We start from the raw sequence: 15,152 nt of genomic DNA, 5'->3' as shown, positions 1-15,152 counted from the left end.
CGGTTGTGCCGGTATTTTAGCGACCGCGTTACAATCGACCGAAACATCGTCTGGATTTCCATGAACTCGTTCGTCATGAAGCTGTTTGCGAAGCGTCAGGCCGGCTTGACGCAATCGTTCGCGATGCCAATGTCGCGCGCCGCCGGCGCGGTGGCGCTGGCACTCGCCGCACTCGCGTTTGCGCCCGCGCATGCGCAGTCGCCCAACGCGACACCCGTTCCTGGCGACGACGATTCCGCGGCCCAAACGGCCGCCGACGCGCTTACCGCGCCCGTCAGCGGCGCGGAGCAGCAAGACCTGCCGAATGTGGCGGTATCGAGCCAGATCGTGTTTCAGGTGCTGGCCGCCGAAGTCGCGTTGCAGCGCGGACAGCCCGCGCCCGCTTTCCAGACTTATCTCTCGCTCGCCCGCGACACGCACGATCCGCGCTTCGCTCAGCGCGCGACCGAGATCGCCATTGCCGCGCAAAGTCCCAACGACGCGCTCACGTCCGCCCAACTCTGGCAGCAGTTCGCGCCGCATTCGGAGCGCGCGGCGCAGCTGAGCGCATCGCTTCTGATCGTCTCCGGCAAGCCCGACGACGCGAAGCCCACGCTCGAGCGCGAACTCGCGAAGGTGTCGCCCGAGCAGCGCGGCGAGGCGCTTCTCTCGCTGCAAGCGCTGCTGGCGCGCGGCCCTAATCGCGTGGGCGGCCTCAACGTGCTGAAGGATCTCACCGCGAACGACCGCGATCGCCCGGAAGCGCAACTCGCGATCGCGCGTCAGCAGTTGCTCGCGGACGATCAGCCGGGCGCGAAGGCATCGCTCGAAAAGGCGCTGCAATTGCGGCCCGACTATTTGCCCGCCGCGTTGACGCTCGCGCGCATGGGGCCGCAGGAGCGCGCGGAAGGCATCGCTTCGTTCGAGCAGTATCTGGCGAAGAATCCGAAGTCGCATGATGCGCGGCTCGCGCTCGCGCAACTGTATCTGTCGTCCGACCGGCTCGACGACGCGCAGAAGCAGTTCGAGATCATGCGCAAGAACGATTCGAAGGACCTGACGCCGTTGATGGCGCTCGCGCTCATCGACATCCAGAAGAAGCAGTTCGACAAGGCGAAGGACTATCTGAACCAGTACGCAAAGGCTGCGGAAAGCACGCCGGGCGCGGACCCCGGTCAGGCTTATATCTATCTCGCGCAGCTCGCGCTCGAGCAGAAGGACGAAACCGCCGCCGCGCAATGGCTCGACAAGATTCCGCGCACGAGCCAGCAGTATCTGCCGGCGCAGATCACGCGGGCGCAACTGCTCGCGAAGCAGGGCAAGGTGGACGATGCCCGCGCGCTCATCAACAGTCTGCAAAGCTCTGATCCGCGCGATCTCGCGCTTCTCGCGCGCACCGATTCGGCGATTCTCTTCGAAGCGCATCGCTATCAGGAAGCCGAGGACAATCTGGCGAAGGCGGTCGCCGCGTTTCCTGACGATCCCGACCTCGTCTACGACTACGCGATGGCCGCCGAAAAGAACGGTCACTACGACGTGATGGAAACGCAATTGCGCACGCTCATGCGCACGCAGCCGAACAACCCGCAGGCGTATAACGCGCTCGGGTATTCGCTCGTCGATCGGAATCAGCGGCTCGACGAAGCGGTGCATCTGATCGAAAAGGCGGTGTCGCTCGCGCCGAACGACGCGTTCATTATGGACAGCCTCGGCTGGGCGCGCTTCCGTCAAGGAAACGCAGCAGAAGCTGAGAAGATCCTCAAGAATGCTTATGACCTTCAGCCGAATGCCGAAATCGGCGCGCATCTCGGCGAAGTGCAGTGGAAGTCCGGCCAGCAGGACCAGGCGCGCGCCACGTGGCGGCAGGCTCAGAAGCTCGAACCGGGCAACGATACGCTCGTCAAAACGCTGAAACGACTTCAGGTGAACGATCTCTAATGGCATTCGACTTCTTCGCCGGCGCGAAGCGTCCGGGGGCGCGGCGGTACGCGCTCGGATTCGCGGCGGCTGCCGCGCTGGTTTTGTCCGGCTGTGCGCTGCAACCGCGCCTGCCGACCACGTCGGAAGGCTCGACATCGCTCGCGACGCAGACGAGCCGCATGTACCACGGGCGCTTCGCCGTGCAATACGACGATCAGAACGGCGTCGCGCGTAACGCCTACGGCAACTTCGACTGGCAGGAAACGGGCGATACGGTCACGCTTCAGTTGCGCAATCCGCTCGGGCAGACCATGGCGATCGTCACGTCGTCGCCTTCGCTCGCGACGCTCGAATTGCCGAACCGCCAGCCGCTCAACGCGGACAACGTCTCCGACTTGATGCGCAACGCGCTCGGCTTCGCGCTGCCCGTCGAAGGCTTGCGCTACTGGCTGCAACCGTCGGCGGCGCCGACATCGCGCGCAGACACGACGCTCGACCCCGAATCGAACAACGGCCGTCCCAAGGAAATCAAGCAGGACGGCTGGACGATCGACTACCTCGCCTATGCCGAGCCGCCCGCCACCGGCGTCAAGCGCGTCAACCTCACGCGCAGCGAGCCGCCGCTCGACATCAAGCTCGTCATCGACCAGTAACGCTTTATCGCCTGCCGCATGTCCTCTTCCAACGATTCGATGCGCGATTGCCTCGCGCCCGCGAAGCTGAACCTGTTTCTGCACATCACGGGCCGTCGTCCGGATGGCTATCACGAGCTGCAAACCGTCTTTCAGCTGCTCGACTGGGGCGATGTCCTGCATTTCAAGCGCCGCGACGATGGCGTCGTAACGCGCAAGACCGAGGTGCCCGGCGTGGCCGAGGACGACGACCTCGTCGTGCGGGCCGCCCGATTGCTTCAAAAGCACACGGGCAGCCGTTATGGCGTCGAGATCGAGATCGACAAACGTCTGCCGATGGGCGCGGGTCTCGGCGGAGGAAGTTCCGACGCAGCGACGACTCTTTTGGCGTTGAATCGTCTATGGGGAGTTGACCTTTCGCGTGAAACTCTGCAGAATCTCGCCCTGCAACTCGGCGCGGACGTGCCGTTTTTTGTCTTCGGGCAGAATGCATTTGCAGAGGGTGTGGGCGAGGCGCTGCAGGCGGTGAAACTGCCGAAACGCTTCTTCCTGGTAGTCACGCCCGCTGTGCACGTTCCGACTGCGGCGATTTTCTCCGAAAAAAGCTTGACACGGAATACGAAAGTCGCCACAATCATGGACTTTCTTGCACAGCAAAGGTCAGACACTAACTGGCCAGACAGCTTCGGTCGGAACGACATGCAGGCTGTAGTTGCAGAAAAGTACGCGGAAGTTGCAAAGGTGCTCGAGTGGTTTTCCAATCTCGCACCGGCGCGAATGACCGGATCTGGAGCAAGCGTGTTCGCCGCTTTCCCCAGCCAGGCCGAAGCGGAGTTGGCGCAAGCCAAGCTGCCGGCAAGCTGGAGCAGCGTGGTGACAAGCAGTCTGGATTCTCATCCTCTCTTCGCTTTCGCGTCATAGATTTAGTTTTGTCGGGTATGTCCTACACTTCCCGGCAAGATTCAAGGTTAAGTGTAGGGGAGTCGCCAAGTTGGTCAAGGCACCGGATTTTGATTCCGGCATGCGAGGGTTCGAGTCCTTCCTCCCCTGCCATTCTTTCTCGCGTTTTCCTCACGCCTCCAGCCGCAGACAGGTGCACGATGAGCAGTGACGGCCTGATGGTTTTTACTGGCAACGCGAATCCCGCGCTTGCTCAGGAAGTCGTCAAGATCCTAGGAATCCCTCTCGGCAAAGCAATGGTCAGCCGTTTCTCCGACGGCGAAATCATGGTCGAGATCCAGGAAAACGTGCGAGGCAAAGACGTCTTCGTTCTTCAGTCCACGTGCGCACCGACGAACGATAACCTGATGGAACTCATGATCATGGTCGATGCGCTCAAGCGCGCATCCGCAGGCCGGATCACCGCAGCCATCCCCTACTTCGGCTATGCGCGCCAGGACCGCCGCCCGCGTTCCGCGCGCGTGGCTATCTCGGCGAAGGTCGTCGCGAACATGCTGGAAATTGCCGGCGTCGATCGCGTGATCACCATGGACCTTCACGCCGACCAGATTCAAGGTTTCTTCGACATTCCCGTCGACAACATCTACGCAACGCCCGTTCTGCTCGGCGATCTGCGCAAGCAGAACCATGATCATCTGCTGATCGTGTCGCCGGACGTCGGCGGCGTGGTGCGCGCCCGCGCGCTCGCCAAGCAGATGAACACGGATCTCGCGATCATCGACAAGCGCCGTCCGAAGGCGAACGTCGCCGAGGTGATGAACATCATCGGTGAAGTCGAAGGCCGCACCTGCGTCATCATGGACGACATGGTCGATACGGCCGGCACGCTCTGCAAGGCCGCGCAAGTGTTGAAGGATCGCGGCGCGAAGCAGGTTTTCGCCTACGCCACGCATCCGGTGCTGTCGGGTGGCGCCGCGGAACGCATCACGGCGTCGCAGTTGGACGAACTCGTCGTCACGGACACCATTCCGCTGTCGGCGGAATCGCTGGCGTGCCCGAAGATTCGTCCGCTGACGAGCGCAGGCCTGCTCGCGGAGACGTTTTCCCGCATCCGGCGCGGCGACTCGGTGATGTCGCTCTTCGCCGAAGGCTAAAGCATTGGCAATACACGCGAGGCTCAGGCTTCGCGTTCTTGCATGATCGGCGCGAACGTACGAAGGTTCGCGCCGTTTGTTATGGGATCGTCCCTTTGATGATCCGTTTTCCCTGCCTGGTCGCGGGCAGTTATAGGAGTCTGAAATGAAAGTCGTCGCTTTCGAGCGTAGCAAGCAAGGTACGGGTGCGAGCCGCCGCCTGCGTAACTCGGGCAAGACCCCGGGTATCGTGTATGGCGGTAACGCGGACGTTCAACTGGTCGAGCTCGACCACAACGCCCTGTGGCACGCCCTGAAGAAGGAAGTGTTCCATTCGTCGATTCTCGACCTGGAAGTCGGTGGCAACTCGCAGCAAGTGCTGCTGCGCGACGTGCAATATCACCCGTTCAAGCAACTCGTGCTGCACGTGGATTTCCAGCGCGTCGATTCGACGAAGAAGCTGCACACGAAGGTGCCGCTGCACTTCATGAATCAGGAAACGAATCCGGCCGTGAAGCTGGCGGGCGCCGTGATCTCGCACGTCGTCACCGAACTGGAAGTGGAATGCCTGCCGGGCGACCTGCCGGAATTCCTCGAAATCGACCTGGCGAAGATCGAAGCCGGCCAGACGATGCACGCGAAGGACATCACGCTGCCGAAGGGCGTCGCGCTTACCGCGCACGTCGAGGCGGAAAACCCGGTGGTGGCATCGGCGACCGTGCCGGCTGCGAAGCAGTCGGACGCGGCAGCCGACGCAGCGGAAGGCGAAACGCCGGCTGCCTAAGCTTCGCAAGGTGCCTGACGGCGCTGTAGTATCCTCTCGATCCGTTCACGGAACGGTCGACGTGACCCGCCGGTGTGCAAGCCCCGGCGGGTTTTTTTTCGCATGACAACACGCGGGCAGCAGCTCGCGACGATTCGACATGATCAAGCTGATCGTTGGCCTCGGCAATCCGGGCGCCGAATACACGGCGACGCGCCATAACGCGGGCTTCTGGTTCGTCGATCAACTGGCGCGCGATGCCGGCGCGACGCTGCGCGACGAACGGCGGTTTCACGGGCATTACGGCAAAGGGCGTCTGCACGGCCATGAGATTCACCTGCTGGAACCGCAGACGTTCATGAACCGCTCCGGCCAGTCGGTCGTCGCGGTCGCGCAGTTCTTCAAAATTCTGCCCGACGAGATTCTCGTCGCGCACGACGAACTCGACCTCCCGCCCGGCACCGTCAAGTTGAAGCTCGGCGGCGGCAGCGGCGGCCACAACGGGCTGAAGGACATTTCGGCGCACTTGTCGTCGCAGCAGTATTGGCGCTTGCGCATCGGCATCGGGCATCCGCGCGATCTGATTCCCGAAGGCGCGCGAGCGGGCGCGAAGCCGGATGTCGCGAATTTCGTGCTGAAGCCGCCGCGCCGCGAGGAACAGGACGTCATCGACCACTCGATCGAGCGCGCGCTCGCCGTCATGCCGTTCGTCGTCGCGGGCGAGACCGAACGCGCGATGATGAACCTGCACCGCAATTCCTGACCACGAATCTGGAGCCCAACGTGAGCCGTTTCTGGAGCGATATCGTTCATCGTCTGACGCCGTATGTGCCGGGCGAGCAGCCCGCGCTGACGCATCCGATCAAGCTGAACACGAACGAAAATCCGTATCCGCCGTCGCCGCGCGTGGTCGAGGCGATCCGCCGCGAACTCGGCGAAGACGGCGCGTCGCTGCGCAAGTATCCCGATCCGACGGCCCGCGCGCTGCGCGAGGCGGTGGCCGCGCACCACGGCGTGCGCGTCGAGCAGGTTTTCGCGGGCAACGGTTCCGATGAGGTGCTCGCGCATGCATTCCAGGCGCTGCTCAAGCGCGACCTGCCGATCCGCTTTCCCGATATCACGTACAGCTTCTACCCGGTCTACGCGCAGCTTTACGGCGTGGCGTACCAGACTGTTCCGCTCGATGCCGCTTTCGCCGTCGATATCGACGCTTACCGCGCGCCGAACGGCGGCGTGCTGCTGCCGAATCCGAACGCGCCGACCGGCCGCGCGCTGCCGCTCGCGGACATCGAAGCGTTGTTGAAGGCGAATCCGGACGTGCCGGTGATCATCGACGAGGCGTATGTCGATTTCGGCGCGCAATCCGCCGCGCGCCTGATCGACGCGTATCCGAATCTGCTCGTCGTGCAGACGACATCGAAGGCGCGCTCGCTCGCGGGCATGCGCGTGGGCTTCGCGTTCGGCGATGCAGCGCTGATCGAGGGGCTGACGCGCGTGAAGGACAGCTTCAATTCGTATCCGCTTGATCGGCTCGCGCAAGCGGCGGCGCTCGCGTCGTACGAAGACCGCGCGTGGTTCGAGGAAAGCTGCAGGAAGGTCGTGGCGAGTCGCGAAAGGCTGAACGCGCGCTTGCAGCGCCTGGGATTCGACGTGGTGCCTTCGGCGGCGAACTTCGTGTTCGCGAAGCATCCCGCTCACGATGCCGCCGCCCTCGCCGCCGCGCTCCGGCAACGCGAGATATTCGTGCGGCACTTCAAGCTGCCCCGCATCGACCAGCATTTGCGCATTTCCATCGGCACGGACGCCGAATGCGATGCGCTAACGGCTGCGCTCGAAGAGTTGATTGGCGGTTGAGTCTTATCGGCCCTTCGCCGCCATCAACGCGTGGTATTTCGTCAGCAGTTGCTCCGGCGTTTCGACGTGCGCCGGATCGCGCGGAATGCACTCGACGGGGCAAACTTGCTGGCACTGCGGTTCATCGAAGTGGCCGACGCATTCCGTGCACTTGTTCGGATCGATCACGTAGATGTCCGTACCCATCGAGATAGCGTCGTTGGGGCACTCGGGCTCGCAGACGTCACAGTTGATGCACTCGTCGGTGATGATCAGAGACATGTCGCAGCCAGCTTTGCGTTAAAAAACAAGCGATTATAACGTGCCGGCGCGTCGCGCGCCGGTGCGCGCGACCGTGAACAGCGCGCGGACCCTCAGGTTTGGCGGGCTTCCGCCGTAAACCAGCAGTGAACTATGAGTGCCCGTCGCGCGGCCGGATCGTTATAGATTTCATATCGATTCCGGCTTCGTTTTACCGATATTCATCACTGTAAGAGCGACCTATGCTTGCGCTTCTCGGTCTCGTTGGATGCTTGTCGCTGCTTTTGGTCTGCGCCACGTGCCGCCGACCCGGAGTGGCATTGTTCACCGTGATCACGTTGTCTAACCGCAAGCACACGCTTACCGCCCTGGGCAGCACGCTGTATGTCGTGTTCTGGACGTTTTGCGTGGTCATCATCACGCTTTCGCTGCTCTACCCGAACGCGTTCATGCATCACCGCGCATAGCGGCGCGTCGCCGCTAGTCTTCGAGCCGTTCTCCGCGAGGCAGCCCGTGTCTGAATACGACGGCCAGCAGCGCTTTCGCGGCGTACAGCACGATCAACGCGCCGGCCAGATCGCCTGCGACCATCACGAAAAATCGCTCGACGATATTCTGCGTGTCCCCGCGCAGCGCAAACCAGATGTGATGCAACAGCGGATTCGCGATGGAATAGGCGAGCGCGAGAGTCAACAGGCGGTTCGCGGTGAGGTTGGCCAACGACGCCTTGAGCCCGTACCACTCGCGCGCCAGCCGATACACCGCATACGGCGCGACTGTCGCGATGATGCCCCCGGCGAACGCTCGCACCGGGTCGTTCGGAAAGAAGTAGAAGAAGTCGACGAGCCAGCTCGCGATCAGCAAGCCGAGCGCGCCGTCGCCGCCCAAGAGCAGCGTGCTGAGCAGTCTCACGCCCGACGGCAGATAGATCCAGTTCACGCCCCGGACGAACTCGGTGTGCGCGAAGACGCGTTCGTTGAGCCACAAAGACAGCACGAACACGGCCGCTGTGCCGATCACGGAGACGACGTGCAAGCGCAGATTGGACATGGGAGTAGAATGGCCGCCACCCGTTGTTATCGGCTCATCTTAGCTCACACGGTTGATGCGGATCGAGCCGTCACACTGGATGAAGCACAGGCATGACCCGCCCCGCCGACATCTATCTCCGCTTTCTTCAGCTCGCCGAAGCGCTGCGCGGACTGCCCGCGCTCGATCCGCTGGAGGAGCGCATTCTCGAATTTGTCGCGCGCATGAGCCAGCAGAAAGCGCGTCTTTCCGTGCGGGACATGATGGCGCAAAGCCAGTTCGGGTCGCCCGCGACGCTGCACGCGCGCATCACGTCGATGCGCGAGAAGGGCTGGATCGTCCTCACCGATACCGAAGACGCGCGCCGCAAGCAGATCGAGCTAACGCCCGGCGCGCTACGTCATTTCGACAAGCTCGCCGAGGCATTCTCCAAAGCGGCAGACAAGCACGGCGCGCCCGACTAAGCGTCGGCCCATGCTTACGGCGCGGCGGGATCCTTTTGAGGAGCCGCGACCTTGTCGATCAGCCGCTTCTCGACGGAAGGAAACACGAACTTGCTGACGTCGCCGCCGAGTTGCGCGATTTCGCGCACGATGGTGCCCGAGATGAATTGATACTGGTCCGACGGCGTCATGAACATGGTTTCGACGTCGGGCAGCAGATAGCGGTTCATGCCGGCCATCTGAAACTCGTATTCGAAGTCCGAGACGGCGCGCAGGCCGCGCACGATCACGCGCGCATTGTTCTTGCGCACGAAGTCCTTCAGTAGCCCGGTGAAGCTGCTCACTTGCACGTTCGGATAATGCCCGAGCACGTCATGCGCGATATCGAGCCGCTCCTGCAGCGTGAAAAACGGCTTCTTCGCGCGGCTGTCGGCCACGCCCACGACCAGCGTATCGAAAATGCTCGATGCGCGCCGCACGATGTCTTCATGCCCGCGCGTCAGCGGGTCGAATGTTCCCGGGTACACGGCGACAACCATGAGCTTCTCCTCTTTTATTGACCTTGGGCCGCGCTCCGGCGACCGTCATTCCCGCGATGCCCGTTCCAGTACGCCTCGGCGCCCGGATTCGGCAGCGCATTATTCCTCATTTTGGCGGCGCAGCAAATGATACCGAACCGCGCCCGCCTTGCCCTCCCGGGCCACGGTCCAGCCGGACAGCGCGTCGATGGCGGCGGGGTCCAGCGCCTCGCCGCTTTCCACATAGATGGCGCCATCGGGCGCGGCGAGCGGCGCGGCGAGTTCGAGCGCGCGCGTGAGCAACGCTTGATCGCCGAAAGGGGGATCGAGGAAGATCACGTCGAACGAACCGGGCGCGAGGCCGGCGGCGAGTCGCAGCGCATCGGCTTCGGCCACTTCGACGTTGCGGGCGGCGAGCCGGTCCAGATTCGCGCGAAGCTGCGCGGCGGCGCGCGCGTTGCGCTCGACCATCAGCACGCGGGACGCGCCGCGCGACGCCGCCTCGAACCCGAGCGCCCCGCTGCCGGCAAAGAGATCGAGACATCGCTGGCCGTCGAGATCCTGACCGAGCCAGTTGAAGAGCGTCTCGCGCACGCGGTCGGGCGTCGGACGCAGACCTTCGAGGTCGAGCACGGGCAGCGGCGTGCGCTTCCAGTTGCCGCCGATGATGCGGATGGTATGCGGCTTGCCGCCGCGCGAAGGCGCGCGGTGAGAGGCAGCAGAAGCGGACGAGCGTGAGGCGGAGGAACGGGGCATAGAGGGAAGCGTTGGAATCGGGCGCGAGCGCCGAATGCACGGCGCGCATAGTGAAAGCCAACGTTACCACAGGCGGCTGGCGCACAAGCGCGATAGACGGCGCCTGATAAAATACGCGGCTTACCTCTTCTTGCGCGGGCCATTGCGCGGCGTTCTTCCACGAGCGCGCCGGGCCGTCGATTGACGCGCGCATCATCGTCCGAGATCATGTTCAGCTTTTTCAAACGATTCAAAAAGCCGGCTGACGCGCCGCTCGACCCATCCGCCGAGAACACGCCCGACGCCGCAGAGGACGAAGAAGCGTCCGCTCCCGTGATCGAGGCGGAGCTGGACCGCGAGCCCGCCGTCGACGCCGCCATTCCTTCGGAAGCGCCGCCTGCCGAAGTCGAGCCTGAAGCGCCCGCCGAGCCCGCTCAAGCTGCCGCGAACGACGAACCGAAGCCGTACTGGCAAGGCCGCACGCAGTCGCAATGGCTGCGCGCGCCGGAAACCGACGAGGCGAGCGAAGAAGTGCTGCCGCCGCCCGAGCCCGACGCCGCCGCGAAGAAGTCGTGGCTGTCGCGCCTGAGGAACGGCCTGTCGAAGACGAGTTCGAGCCTGACGGGCATCTTTGTCGGCGCGAAGATCGACGAGGACCTGTACGAGGAGCTCGAAACAGCGCTCTTGATGTCCGACGCGGGCGTCGATGCCACCGAATTCCTGCTCGAATCGCTGCGCGAAAAGGTGCGCGCCGAGCGGCTGACGGAGGCCACGCAGGTGAAGGCGGCGTTGCGCGAGCTGCTCGTCGATTTGCTGCGTCCGCTCGAAAAGTCGCTGATGCTCGGCCGCGCGCAGCCGCTCGTGATGATGATCGCGGGCGTGAACGGCGTCGGCAAGACGACGAGCATCGGCAAGCTGGCGAAGCATCTGCAGAGCTTCAACCAGTCGGTGCTGCTCGCCGCCGGCGACACGTTCCGCGCCGCCGCCCGAGAACAACTCACCGTCTGGGGCGAGCGCAACAACGTGACGGTCATCGCGCAGGAAAGCGGCGACGCGGCCGCCGTCATTTTCGACGCCGTGGGCGCGGCGCGCGCGCGCAAGATCGACGTGATGATGGCCGACACCGCCGGCCGTCTGCCGACGCAGCTGCATCTGATGGAAGAGTTGCGCAAGGTGCGCCGCGTGATCGCGAAGGCGATGCCGGACGCGCCTCACGAAGTGCTGCTCGTCATCGACGCGAACACGGGGCAAAACGCGCTCGCGCAAGTGAAGGCGTTCGACGATGCGCTCGGTCTGACCGGCCTCATCGTGACGAAGCTCGACGGCACGGCGAAAGGCGGCATCCTCGCCGCCATCGCGCGACAGCGGCCGATTCCGGTGTACTTCATCGGCGTCGGCGAGAAGGTCGAGGACTTGCAGCCGTTCAAGGCGGAAGAGTTCGCCGACGCGTTGCTGGGGTGATCTGGAAAGGAAGGGCGTCCGCGAGACGCCCTTTTTTTCGTCGCTTCAGCGCGAAAACACCAGCGCCGCAGCAATCCACCACATGACACAGCCGACGATTACATCGAGCACGCGCCACGACACGTCCTTCTGGAACCACGGCTCCAAAAGACGCGCCCCATAGCCAAGCGCCGTGAACCAGATGATGGACGAACACATCGCGCCGGCCGCGAACCATGCATTGCCCGGCCAAGCATGCCGCGCGCCGATGCCGCCGAGCAGCACCACCGTATCGAGATAAACGTGCGGATTCAGGAGCGAGAGCGCGACCACGGTGGACGCCGCCGCGACCGCCGTCTGCGAATCGCCGTCTGACGCGTTCAGATGCCCCGGACCGCGCCACGCCGCGATGAACGCGCGCAAGCCGTAGAGGAACAGGAAAACCGCGCCCGCCCAGCGAATCACGTCGAGTAGAAACGGCGCCCGCGCGATCAGCGCGCCCATGCCGCCGACGCCGAGCGCGATCAACATGACGTCGATGAACGCGCAGATCGACACGACGATGCCCACGTGCCGCCGCTTGAGCCCCTGCCGCAGCACGAACGCATTCTGCGCGCCGATCGCCACGATCAGGCTCGCTCCCAGTCCCGCACCCGACAAGTAACTCGACAGGGCTCCAGCAGATACCGCCGCCGTCATTCGGCGTCCGGCTGCTGCGCGGGAGCGGCGCGCATGAAGCCGTCAATCTGGTTCGCGAAATCGGCTATGCGCTCGATGGTCGGGTAAGGCGCGAGGTCGATGCCGAAGCGCCGCGCGTTGAACACCTGGGGCACGATGCACAGATCGGCGATGGTCGGCGTGTCGCCGAACGTGAGCTTGCCGACGCGCGAATCGGCCGCGAGGCGCTTTTCGAGCGATTCGAAGCCCGTTTCCACCCAATGCCGGTACCACGCGTCCTTCGCCTCGTCCGGCACCTTCACCTGATGCTTGAGGTACTTCAGCACGCGCAGGTTATCCAGCGGATGAATCTCGCAGGCAACCTGCAACGCCACCGACCGGACGAACGCGCGGTCCGAGGCGCCGCGCGGCAAAAGCGGCGGCTCGGGATGCGTCTCGTCGAGATATTCGATGATGGCGAGCGACTGCGTGAGCACGTCGCCGTCGACGACGAGCGTCGGCACGATGCCGTCCGGATTCAGCGCGCGATACTCGGGCTTCAGTTGCACGCCGCCGTCGCGCAGCAGATGAACGCCCTCGTACTCGTAGTCGAGACCCTTTAGATTCAGCGCGATGCGCACGCGATACGCCGCCGAGCTTCGAAAATAGCTGTAGAGCTTCATTGTCGGCGCGCCGCCTCAGACCACGCGCACGGAGAAGTCGCCGATGCCGTCCACGCCGCCCTTCAGCAGATCGCCCTTCACGACCGCGCCCACGCCTTCGGGCGTGCCGGTGAAGATGAGATCGCCGGGGAAAAGCTCGAAGAGCGTCGACAGATAGGCGACCGTCTCGCCGACCGACCAGATCAGCTGCGAGATGTCCGAACGCTGCTTTTCCTCACCGTTGACCGTGAGCCAGATCGCGCTCTTTTCCAGATGCCCGACCTTCGACACCGGATGAATCGGGCCGAGCGGCGCGGAGTGATCGAAGCCTTTCGCCGTATCCCACGGACGGCCGAGCTTCTTTGCTTCGGCTTGCAGGTCGCGACGCGTCATGTCGAGTCCGAGCGCGTAGCCGTACACGTAGTCGAGGCCTTTGTCGGCGGGAATGTCCTTGCCCTGCTTGCCGATAGCCGCGACGAGTTCCATCTCGAAGTGCAGGTTCTTGGTCTGCGACGGGTACGGCAACTCGCCGGTCGAACCCGGCGCGACGTACAGCACGGCGTCGGCGGGCTTGCTGAAGAAGAACGGCGGCTCGCGGTCGGGATCGTGGCCCATTTCCCGCGCGTGCGCTTCGTAGTTGCGTCCGACGCAGTAGATGCGGCGCACGGGAAACTGCTCGTTCGAACCCGCGACCGGAACGGCGGTCGCCGGCGCCGGGGGAAACACGTAAGTCATCCCGCTCTCCTGTTTGATGTTATTCGATAGCCGGCGCATCTCACGCTCGCAGCCGGAGTCGCAAAAAGCGAGTGTAACGTGCCGGCGCGAATCGTGGCGAGCCTTGTCCGGCGCGGGCGCGCGAGCTTTCGGACGGCCTGCTGCCATCCTGCGAGCCGCCGCGCAATATCGCCGGATGCCGGCCCCCGAACTTGCAAGCGGCGCTTAAATGCGATACTGAGTGTCATACCGCATCTTCCACTCGCGACGGCGCCGCTCAGGACCATGTAAATGAGCGCCCGTTCTGCGCACGCTTCCGATGACCGACACTCCACCTCCTTCTTTCCCCTGCGCGCGCTATATCAAGGAAATCGGGCGCGGCCCGAACGGCGCGCGGGCGCTTTCGCGTGACGACACCTATTCGCTCTACGAAGCCATGCTCGATGGCCGCGTCTCCGACGTCGAACTGGGCGCCGTGCTGCTCGCGTATCGCGTGAAGGGCGAGACGGCCGCCGAACTCGCCGCGATGCTGGCGGCGGCGCATCGTTCGTTCGAGCCGCTGCATGTGCAGGAAGGCCGCGAGCACGCGCGCCCCGTGTCGATCCCGAGCTACAACGGCGCGCGCAAGCAGCCGAACCTGACGCCGCTGCTCGCGCTCCTGCTCGCGCGCGAAGGCGTGCCGGTGCTGGTGCATGGCGTGGTGGACGATCCGGGTCGCGTGACGAGCGCCGCGATCTTCGCCGAAGTGGGAATCCCGCATGCGGCGTCGCCCGACGAGATCGAGGACAGCCTCGCCTCGCGCCGCCTAGCGTTCGCGCCCGTGACGGCGCTCGCGCCGAAGCTCGCGCGGCTGCTGGACCTTCGGCGCGTGATGGGCGTGCGCAATTCGACGCACACGCTCGTCAAGATTTTGCAGCCGTTCGCGGAGCCGGGCCTGCGGCTCGTCAACTACACGCACCCGGAATATCGCGACAGCCTGACCGCGCTTTTCACCGAGCATCCGGATGCCGCGCAAGGCGGCGCGCTGCTCGCGCGCGGCACCGAAGGCGAGGCGGTCGCGGACACGCGCCGCCAGGTGCAGATCGACTGGTTCCACGACGGCCACGCCGAGACGCTCGTCGCGCCCGAGCGTTCGCAGGCGGACGCCCCCGCCGTCGAACTGCCCGAATCGCTCGATGCCGCCACGACCGCGCGCTGGATCGAAGACGTGATGCGGGGCGACGTGCCGGTGCCGCCCGCTATCGCGCGTCAGGTGGAGCTGATCGCGGATGTCGTGCGCCGGCCGGTATAGGCACCGCAATCGGAAAATCCGCATTTGACACCTTCTTCAACGCTGGTTTAAAGTAGGCCAATGCGTTTCACCCAATTCTCCTCCCTCCGAATTATTTCGGGCCGCCTAGCGCGGCCCCTATCGCTACGTCTAGCGTAAGTCGCCAGACGTAGCGGCGCGCGTCGCCAGGCGCGCGTTCCCGCCAGCCGTTCCCGCAGTTCTTTCCTTACCACCTAGTAGTCGTCAGTTTTTCGTTCGCGCAT

General features: G+C 64.1%; 18 protein-coding genes and 1 tRNA gene. 12 read left to right on the top strand and 7 right to left on the bottom strand.

Annotated elements, in window-relative coordinates; translation table 11 throughout:
• Positions 1-60: 60 nt before the first annotated feature.
• The 8 genes from HWX53_RS03080 to hisC all read left to right on the top strand — a co-directional run bounded on the left by HWX53_RS03080 (position 61) and on the right by hisC (position 7,181).
• Complete coding sequence (locus HWX53_RS03080) at positions 61-1,917, top strand: tetratricopeptide repeat protein (protein WP_175939317.1); 1,857 nt, start codon at positions 61-63, stop codon at positions 1,915-1,917.
• Positions 1,917-2,552: a lipoprotein insertase outer membrane protein LolB gene (gene lolB, locus HWX53_RS03075; RefSeq protein WP_175939315.1), complete on the top strand. Its 636-nt coding sequence runs from the start codon at positions 1,917-1,919 to the stop codon at positions 2,550-2,552. The genes HWX53_RS03080 and lolB overlap by 1 nt, the downstream gene beginning before the upstream one ends.
• Before the next feature lie 18 nt (positions 2,553-2,570).
• Positions 2,571-3,452: a 4-(cytidine 5'-diphospho)-2-C-methyl-D-erythritol kinase gene (ispE, locus tag HWX53_RS03070; protein WP_175939313.1), complete on the top strand. Its 882-nt coding sequence runs from the start codon at positions 2,571-2,573 to the stop codon at positions 3,450-3,452.
• A gap of 55 nt (positions 3,453-3,507) precedes the next feature.
• Positions 3,508-3,584: transfer RNA gene (locus HWX53_RS03065), tRNA-Gln, on the top strand.
• A 47-nt stretch (positions 3,585-3,631) separates the two neighbouring features.
• Positions 3,632-4,585, top strand: coding sequence for a ribose-phosphate pyrophosphokinase (locus HWX53_RS03060; protein ID WP_175939311.1), 954 nt, complete (start codon positions 3,632-3,634; stop codon positions 4,583-4,585).
• Between the two features lie 145 nt (positions 4,586-4,730).
• On the top strand, positions 4,731-5,348 hold the full coding sequence (locus HWX53_RS03055; RefSeq protein ID WP_175939310.1) for a 50S ribosomal protein L25/general stress protein Ctc: 618 nt from the start codon (positions 4,731-4,733) through the stop codon (positions 5,346-5,348).
• 139 nt (positions 5,349-5,487) lie between these two features.
• Positions 5,488-6,090, top strand: coding sequence for an aminoacyl-tRNA hydrolase (gene pth / locus HWX53_RS03050; protein WP_175939308.1), 603 nt, complete (start codon positions 5,488-5,490; stop codon positions 6,088-6,090).
• 20 nt (positions 6,091-6,110) lie between these two features.
• A complete protein-coding gene (gene hisC / locus HWX53_RS03045) occupies positions 6,111-7,181 on the top strand; it encodes a histidinol-phosphate transaminase (RefSeq protein ID WP_175939306.1) in 1,071 nt (356 codons plus the stop codon).
• Between the two features lie 3 nt (positions 7,182-7,184).
• Here hisC and HWX53_RS03040 read toward each other — a convergent pair whose 3' ends face one another.
• Positions 7,185-7,442, bottom strand: a complete 258-nt coding sequence (locus HWX53_RS03040; RefSeq protein ID WP_159835144.1) for a YfhL family 4Fe-4S dicluster ferredoxin — start codon at positions 7,440-7,442, stop codon at positions 7,185-7,187.
• A 299-nt stretch (positions 7,443-7,741) separates the two neighbouring features.
• Here HWX53_RS03040 and HWX53_RS03035 point away from each other — a divergent pair, with 299 nt between their 5' ends.
• Positions 7,742-7,888, top strand: coding sequence for a hypothetical protein (locus HWX53_RS03035; protein WP_175939304.1), 147 nt, complete (start codon positions 7,742-7,744; stop codon positions 7,886-7,888).
• Positions 7,889-7,901: 13 nt separating this feature from the next.
• Here HWX53_RS03035 and HWX53_RS03030 read toward each other — a convergent pair whose 3' ends face one another.
• Entirely contained in the window at positions 7,902-8,471 is a 570-nt protein-coding gene (locus HWX53_RS03030; RefSeq protein WP_175939303.1) for a hypothetical protein, read from the bottom strand.
• A gap of 92 nt (positions 8,472-8,563) precedes the next feature.
• Between HWX53_RS03030 and HWX53_RS03025 the strand changes: the two genes are divergently transcribed.
• On the top strand, positions 8,564-8,914 hold the full coding sequence (locus HWX53_RS03025) for a winged helix-turn-helix domain-containing protein (RefSeq protein WP_175939301.1): 351 nt from the start codon (positions 8,564-8,566) through the stop codon (positions 8,912-8,914).
• Between the two features lie 14 nt (positions 8,915-8,928).
• Here HWX53_RS03025 and coaD read toward each other — a convergent pair whose 3' ends face one another.
• Together coaD and rsmD are read right to left on the bottom strand one after the other, a co-directional pair.
• A complete protein-coding gene (coaD, locus tag HWX53_RS03020) occupies positions 8,929-9,432 on the bottom strand; it encodes a pantetheine-phosphate adenylyltransferase (protein ID WP_175939299.1) in 504 nt (167 codons plus the stop codon).
• 99 nt (positions 9,433-9,531) lie between these two features.
• Positions 9,532-10,167 (bottom strand): 16S rRNA (guanine(966)-N(2))-methyltransferase RsmD, encoded by a 636-nt coding sequence (rsmD, locus tag HWX53_RS03015; RefSeq protein WP_175939297.1) that lies wholly within the window; start codon positions 10,165-10,167, stop codon positions 9,532-9,534.
• A 207-nt stretch (positions 10,168-10,374) separates the two neighbouring features.
• Between rsmD and ftsY the strand changes: the two genes are divergently transcribed.
• Positions 10,375-11,607: a signal recognition particle-docking protein FtsY gene (gene ftsY, locus HWX53_RS03010; protein ID WP_175939295.1), complete on the top strand. Its 1,233-nt coding sequence runs from the start codon at positions 10,375-10,377 to the stop codon at positions 11,605-11,607.
• Positions 11,608-11,652: 45 nt separating this feature from the next.
• Here ftsY and HWX53_RS03005 read toward each other — a convergent pair whose 3' ends face one another.
• The 3 genes from HWX53_RS03005 to HWX53_RS02995 are packed head-to-tail and all read right to left on the bottom strand — an operon-like array spanning position 11,653 to position 13,640.
• A complete protein-coding gene (locus HWX53_RS03005; protein WP_175939293.1) occupies positions 11,653-12,285 on the bottom strand; it encodes a LysE/ArgO family amino acid transporter in 633 nt (210 codons plus the stop codon).
• Positions 12,282-12,926 carry a maleylacetoacetate isomerase gene (maiA, locus tag HWX53_RS03000; protein WP_175939292.1) on the bottom strand — a complete coding sequence of 215 codons (645 nt, stop codon included), beginning with the start codon at positions 12,924-12,926 and terminating at the stop codon, positions 12,282-12,284. Before maiA ends, HWX53_RS03005 begins: the two co-directional genes overlap by 4 nt.
• Before the next feature lie 15 nt (positions 12,927-12,941).
• Complete coding sequence (locus HWX53_RS02995) at positions 12,942-13,640, bottom strand: fumarylacetoacetate hydrolase family protein (RefSeq protein ID WP_175939290.1); 699 nt, start codon at positions 13,638-13,640, stop codon at positions 12,942-12,944.
• Between the two features lie 298 nt (positions 13,641-13,938).
• On the opposite strand from HWX53_RS02995, the gene ybiB reads away from it, so the two are divergent.
• A complete protein-coding gene (gene ybiB / locus HWX53_RS02990; protein ID WP_175939288.1) occupies positions 13,939-14,910 on the top strand; it encodes a DNA-binding protein YbiB in 972 nt (323 codons plus the stop codon).
• Positions 14,911-15,152: the final 242 nt, after the last annotated feature.

Source organism: Caballeronia sp. BCC1704 (assembly GCF_902833455.1).
GTDB lineage: Bacteria > Pseudomonadota > Gammaproteobacteria > Burkholderiales > Burkholderiaceae > Caballeronia.
This window is presented reverse-complemented; position numbering and strand designations above follow the sequence as displayed.

Coding starts and splice junctions, on each gene's coding strand:
- HWX53_RS03080 (WP_175939317.1), top strand. CDS start 61: ATGAACTCGTTCGTCATGAAGCTGTTTGCGAAGCGTCAGGCCGGCTTG.
- lolB (WP_175939315.1), top strand. CDS start 1,917: ATGGCATTCGACTTCTTCGCCGGCGCGAAGCGTCCGGGGGCGCGGCGG.
- ispE (WP_175939313.1), top strand. CDS start 2,571: ATGTCCTCTTCCAACGATTCGATGCGCGATTGCCTCGCGCCCGCGAAG.
- HWX53_RS03060 (WP_175939311.1), top strand. CDS start 3,632: ATGAGCAGTGACGGCCTGATGGTTTTTACTGGCAACGCGAATCCCGCG.
- HWX53_RS03055 (WP_175939310.1), top strand. CDS start 4,731: ATGAAAGTCGTCGCTTTCGAGCGTAGCAAGCAAGGTACGGGTGCGAGC.
- pth (WP_175939308.1), top strand. CDS start 5,488: ATGATCAAGCTGATCGTTGGCCTCGGCAATCCGGGCGCCGAATACACG.
- HWX53_RS03040 (WP_159835144.1), bottom strand. CDS start 7,442: ATGTCTCTGATCATCACCGACGAGTGCATCAACTGTGACGTCTGCGAG.
- HWX53_RS03030 (WP_175939303.1), bottom strand. CDS start 8,471: ATGTCCAATCTGCGCTTGCACGTCGTCTCCGTGATCGGCACAGCGGCC.
- HWX53_RS03025 (WP_175939301.1), top strand. CDS start 8,564: ATGACCCGCCCCGCCGACATCTATCTCCGCTTTCTTCAGCTCGCCGAA.
- coaD (WP_175939299.1), bottom strand. CDS start 9,432: ATGGTTGTCGCCGTGTACCCGGGAACATTCGACCCGCTGACGCGCGGG.
- rsmD (WP_175939297.1), bottom strand. CDS start 10,167: ATGCCCCGTTCCTCCGCCTCACGCTCGTCCGCTTCTGCTGCCTCTCAC.
- ftsY (WP_175939295.1), top strand. CDS start 10,375: ATGTTCAGCTTTTTCAAACGATTCAAAAAGCCGGCTGACGCGCCGCTC.
- HWX53_RS03005 (WP_175939293.1), bottom strand. CDS start 12,285: ATGACGGCGGCGGTATCTGCTGGAGCCCTGTCGAGTTACTTGTCGGGT.
- maiA (WP_175939292.1), bottom strand. CDS start 12,926: ATGAAGCTCTACAGCTATTTTCGAAGCTCGGCGGCGTATCGCGTGCGC.
- HWX53_RS02995 (WP_175939290.1), bottom strand. CDS start 13,640: ATGACTTACGTGTTTCCCCCGGCGCCGGCGACCGCCGTTCCGGTCGCG.
- ybiB (WP_175939288.1), top strand. CDS start 13,939: ATGACCGACACTCCACCTCCTTCTTTCCCCTGCGCGCGCTATATCAAG.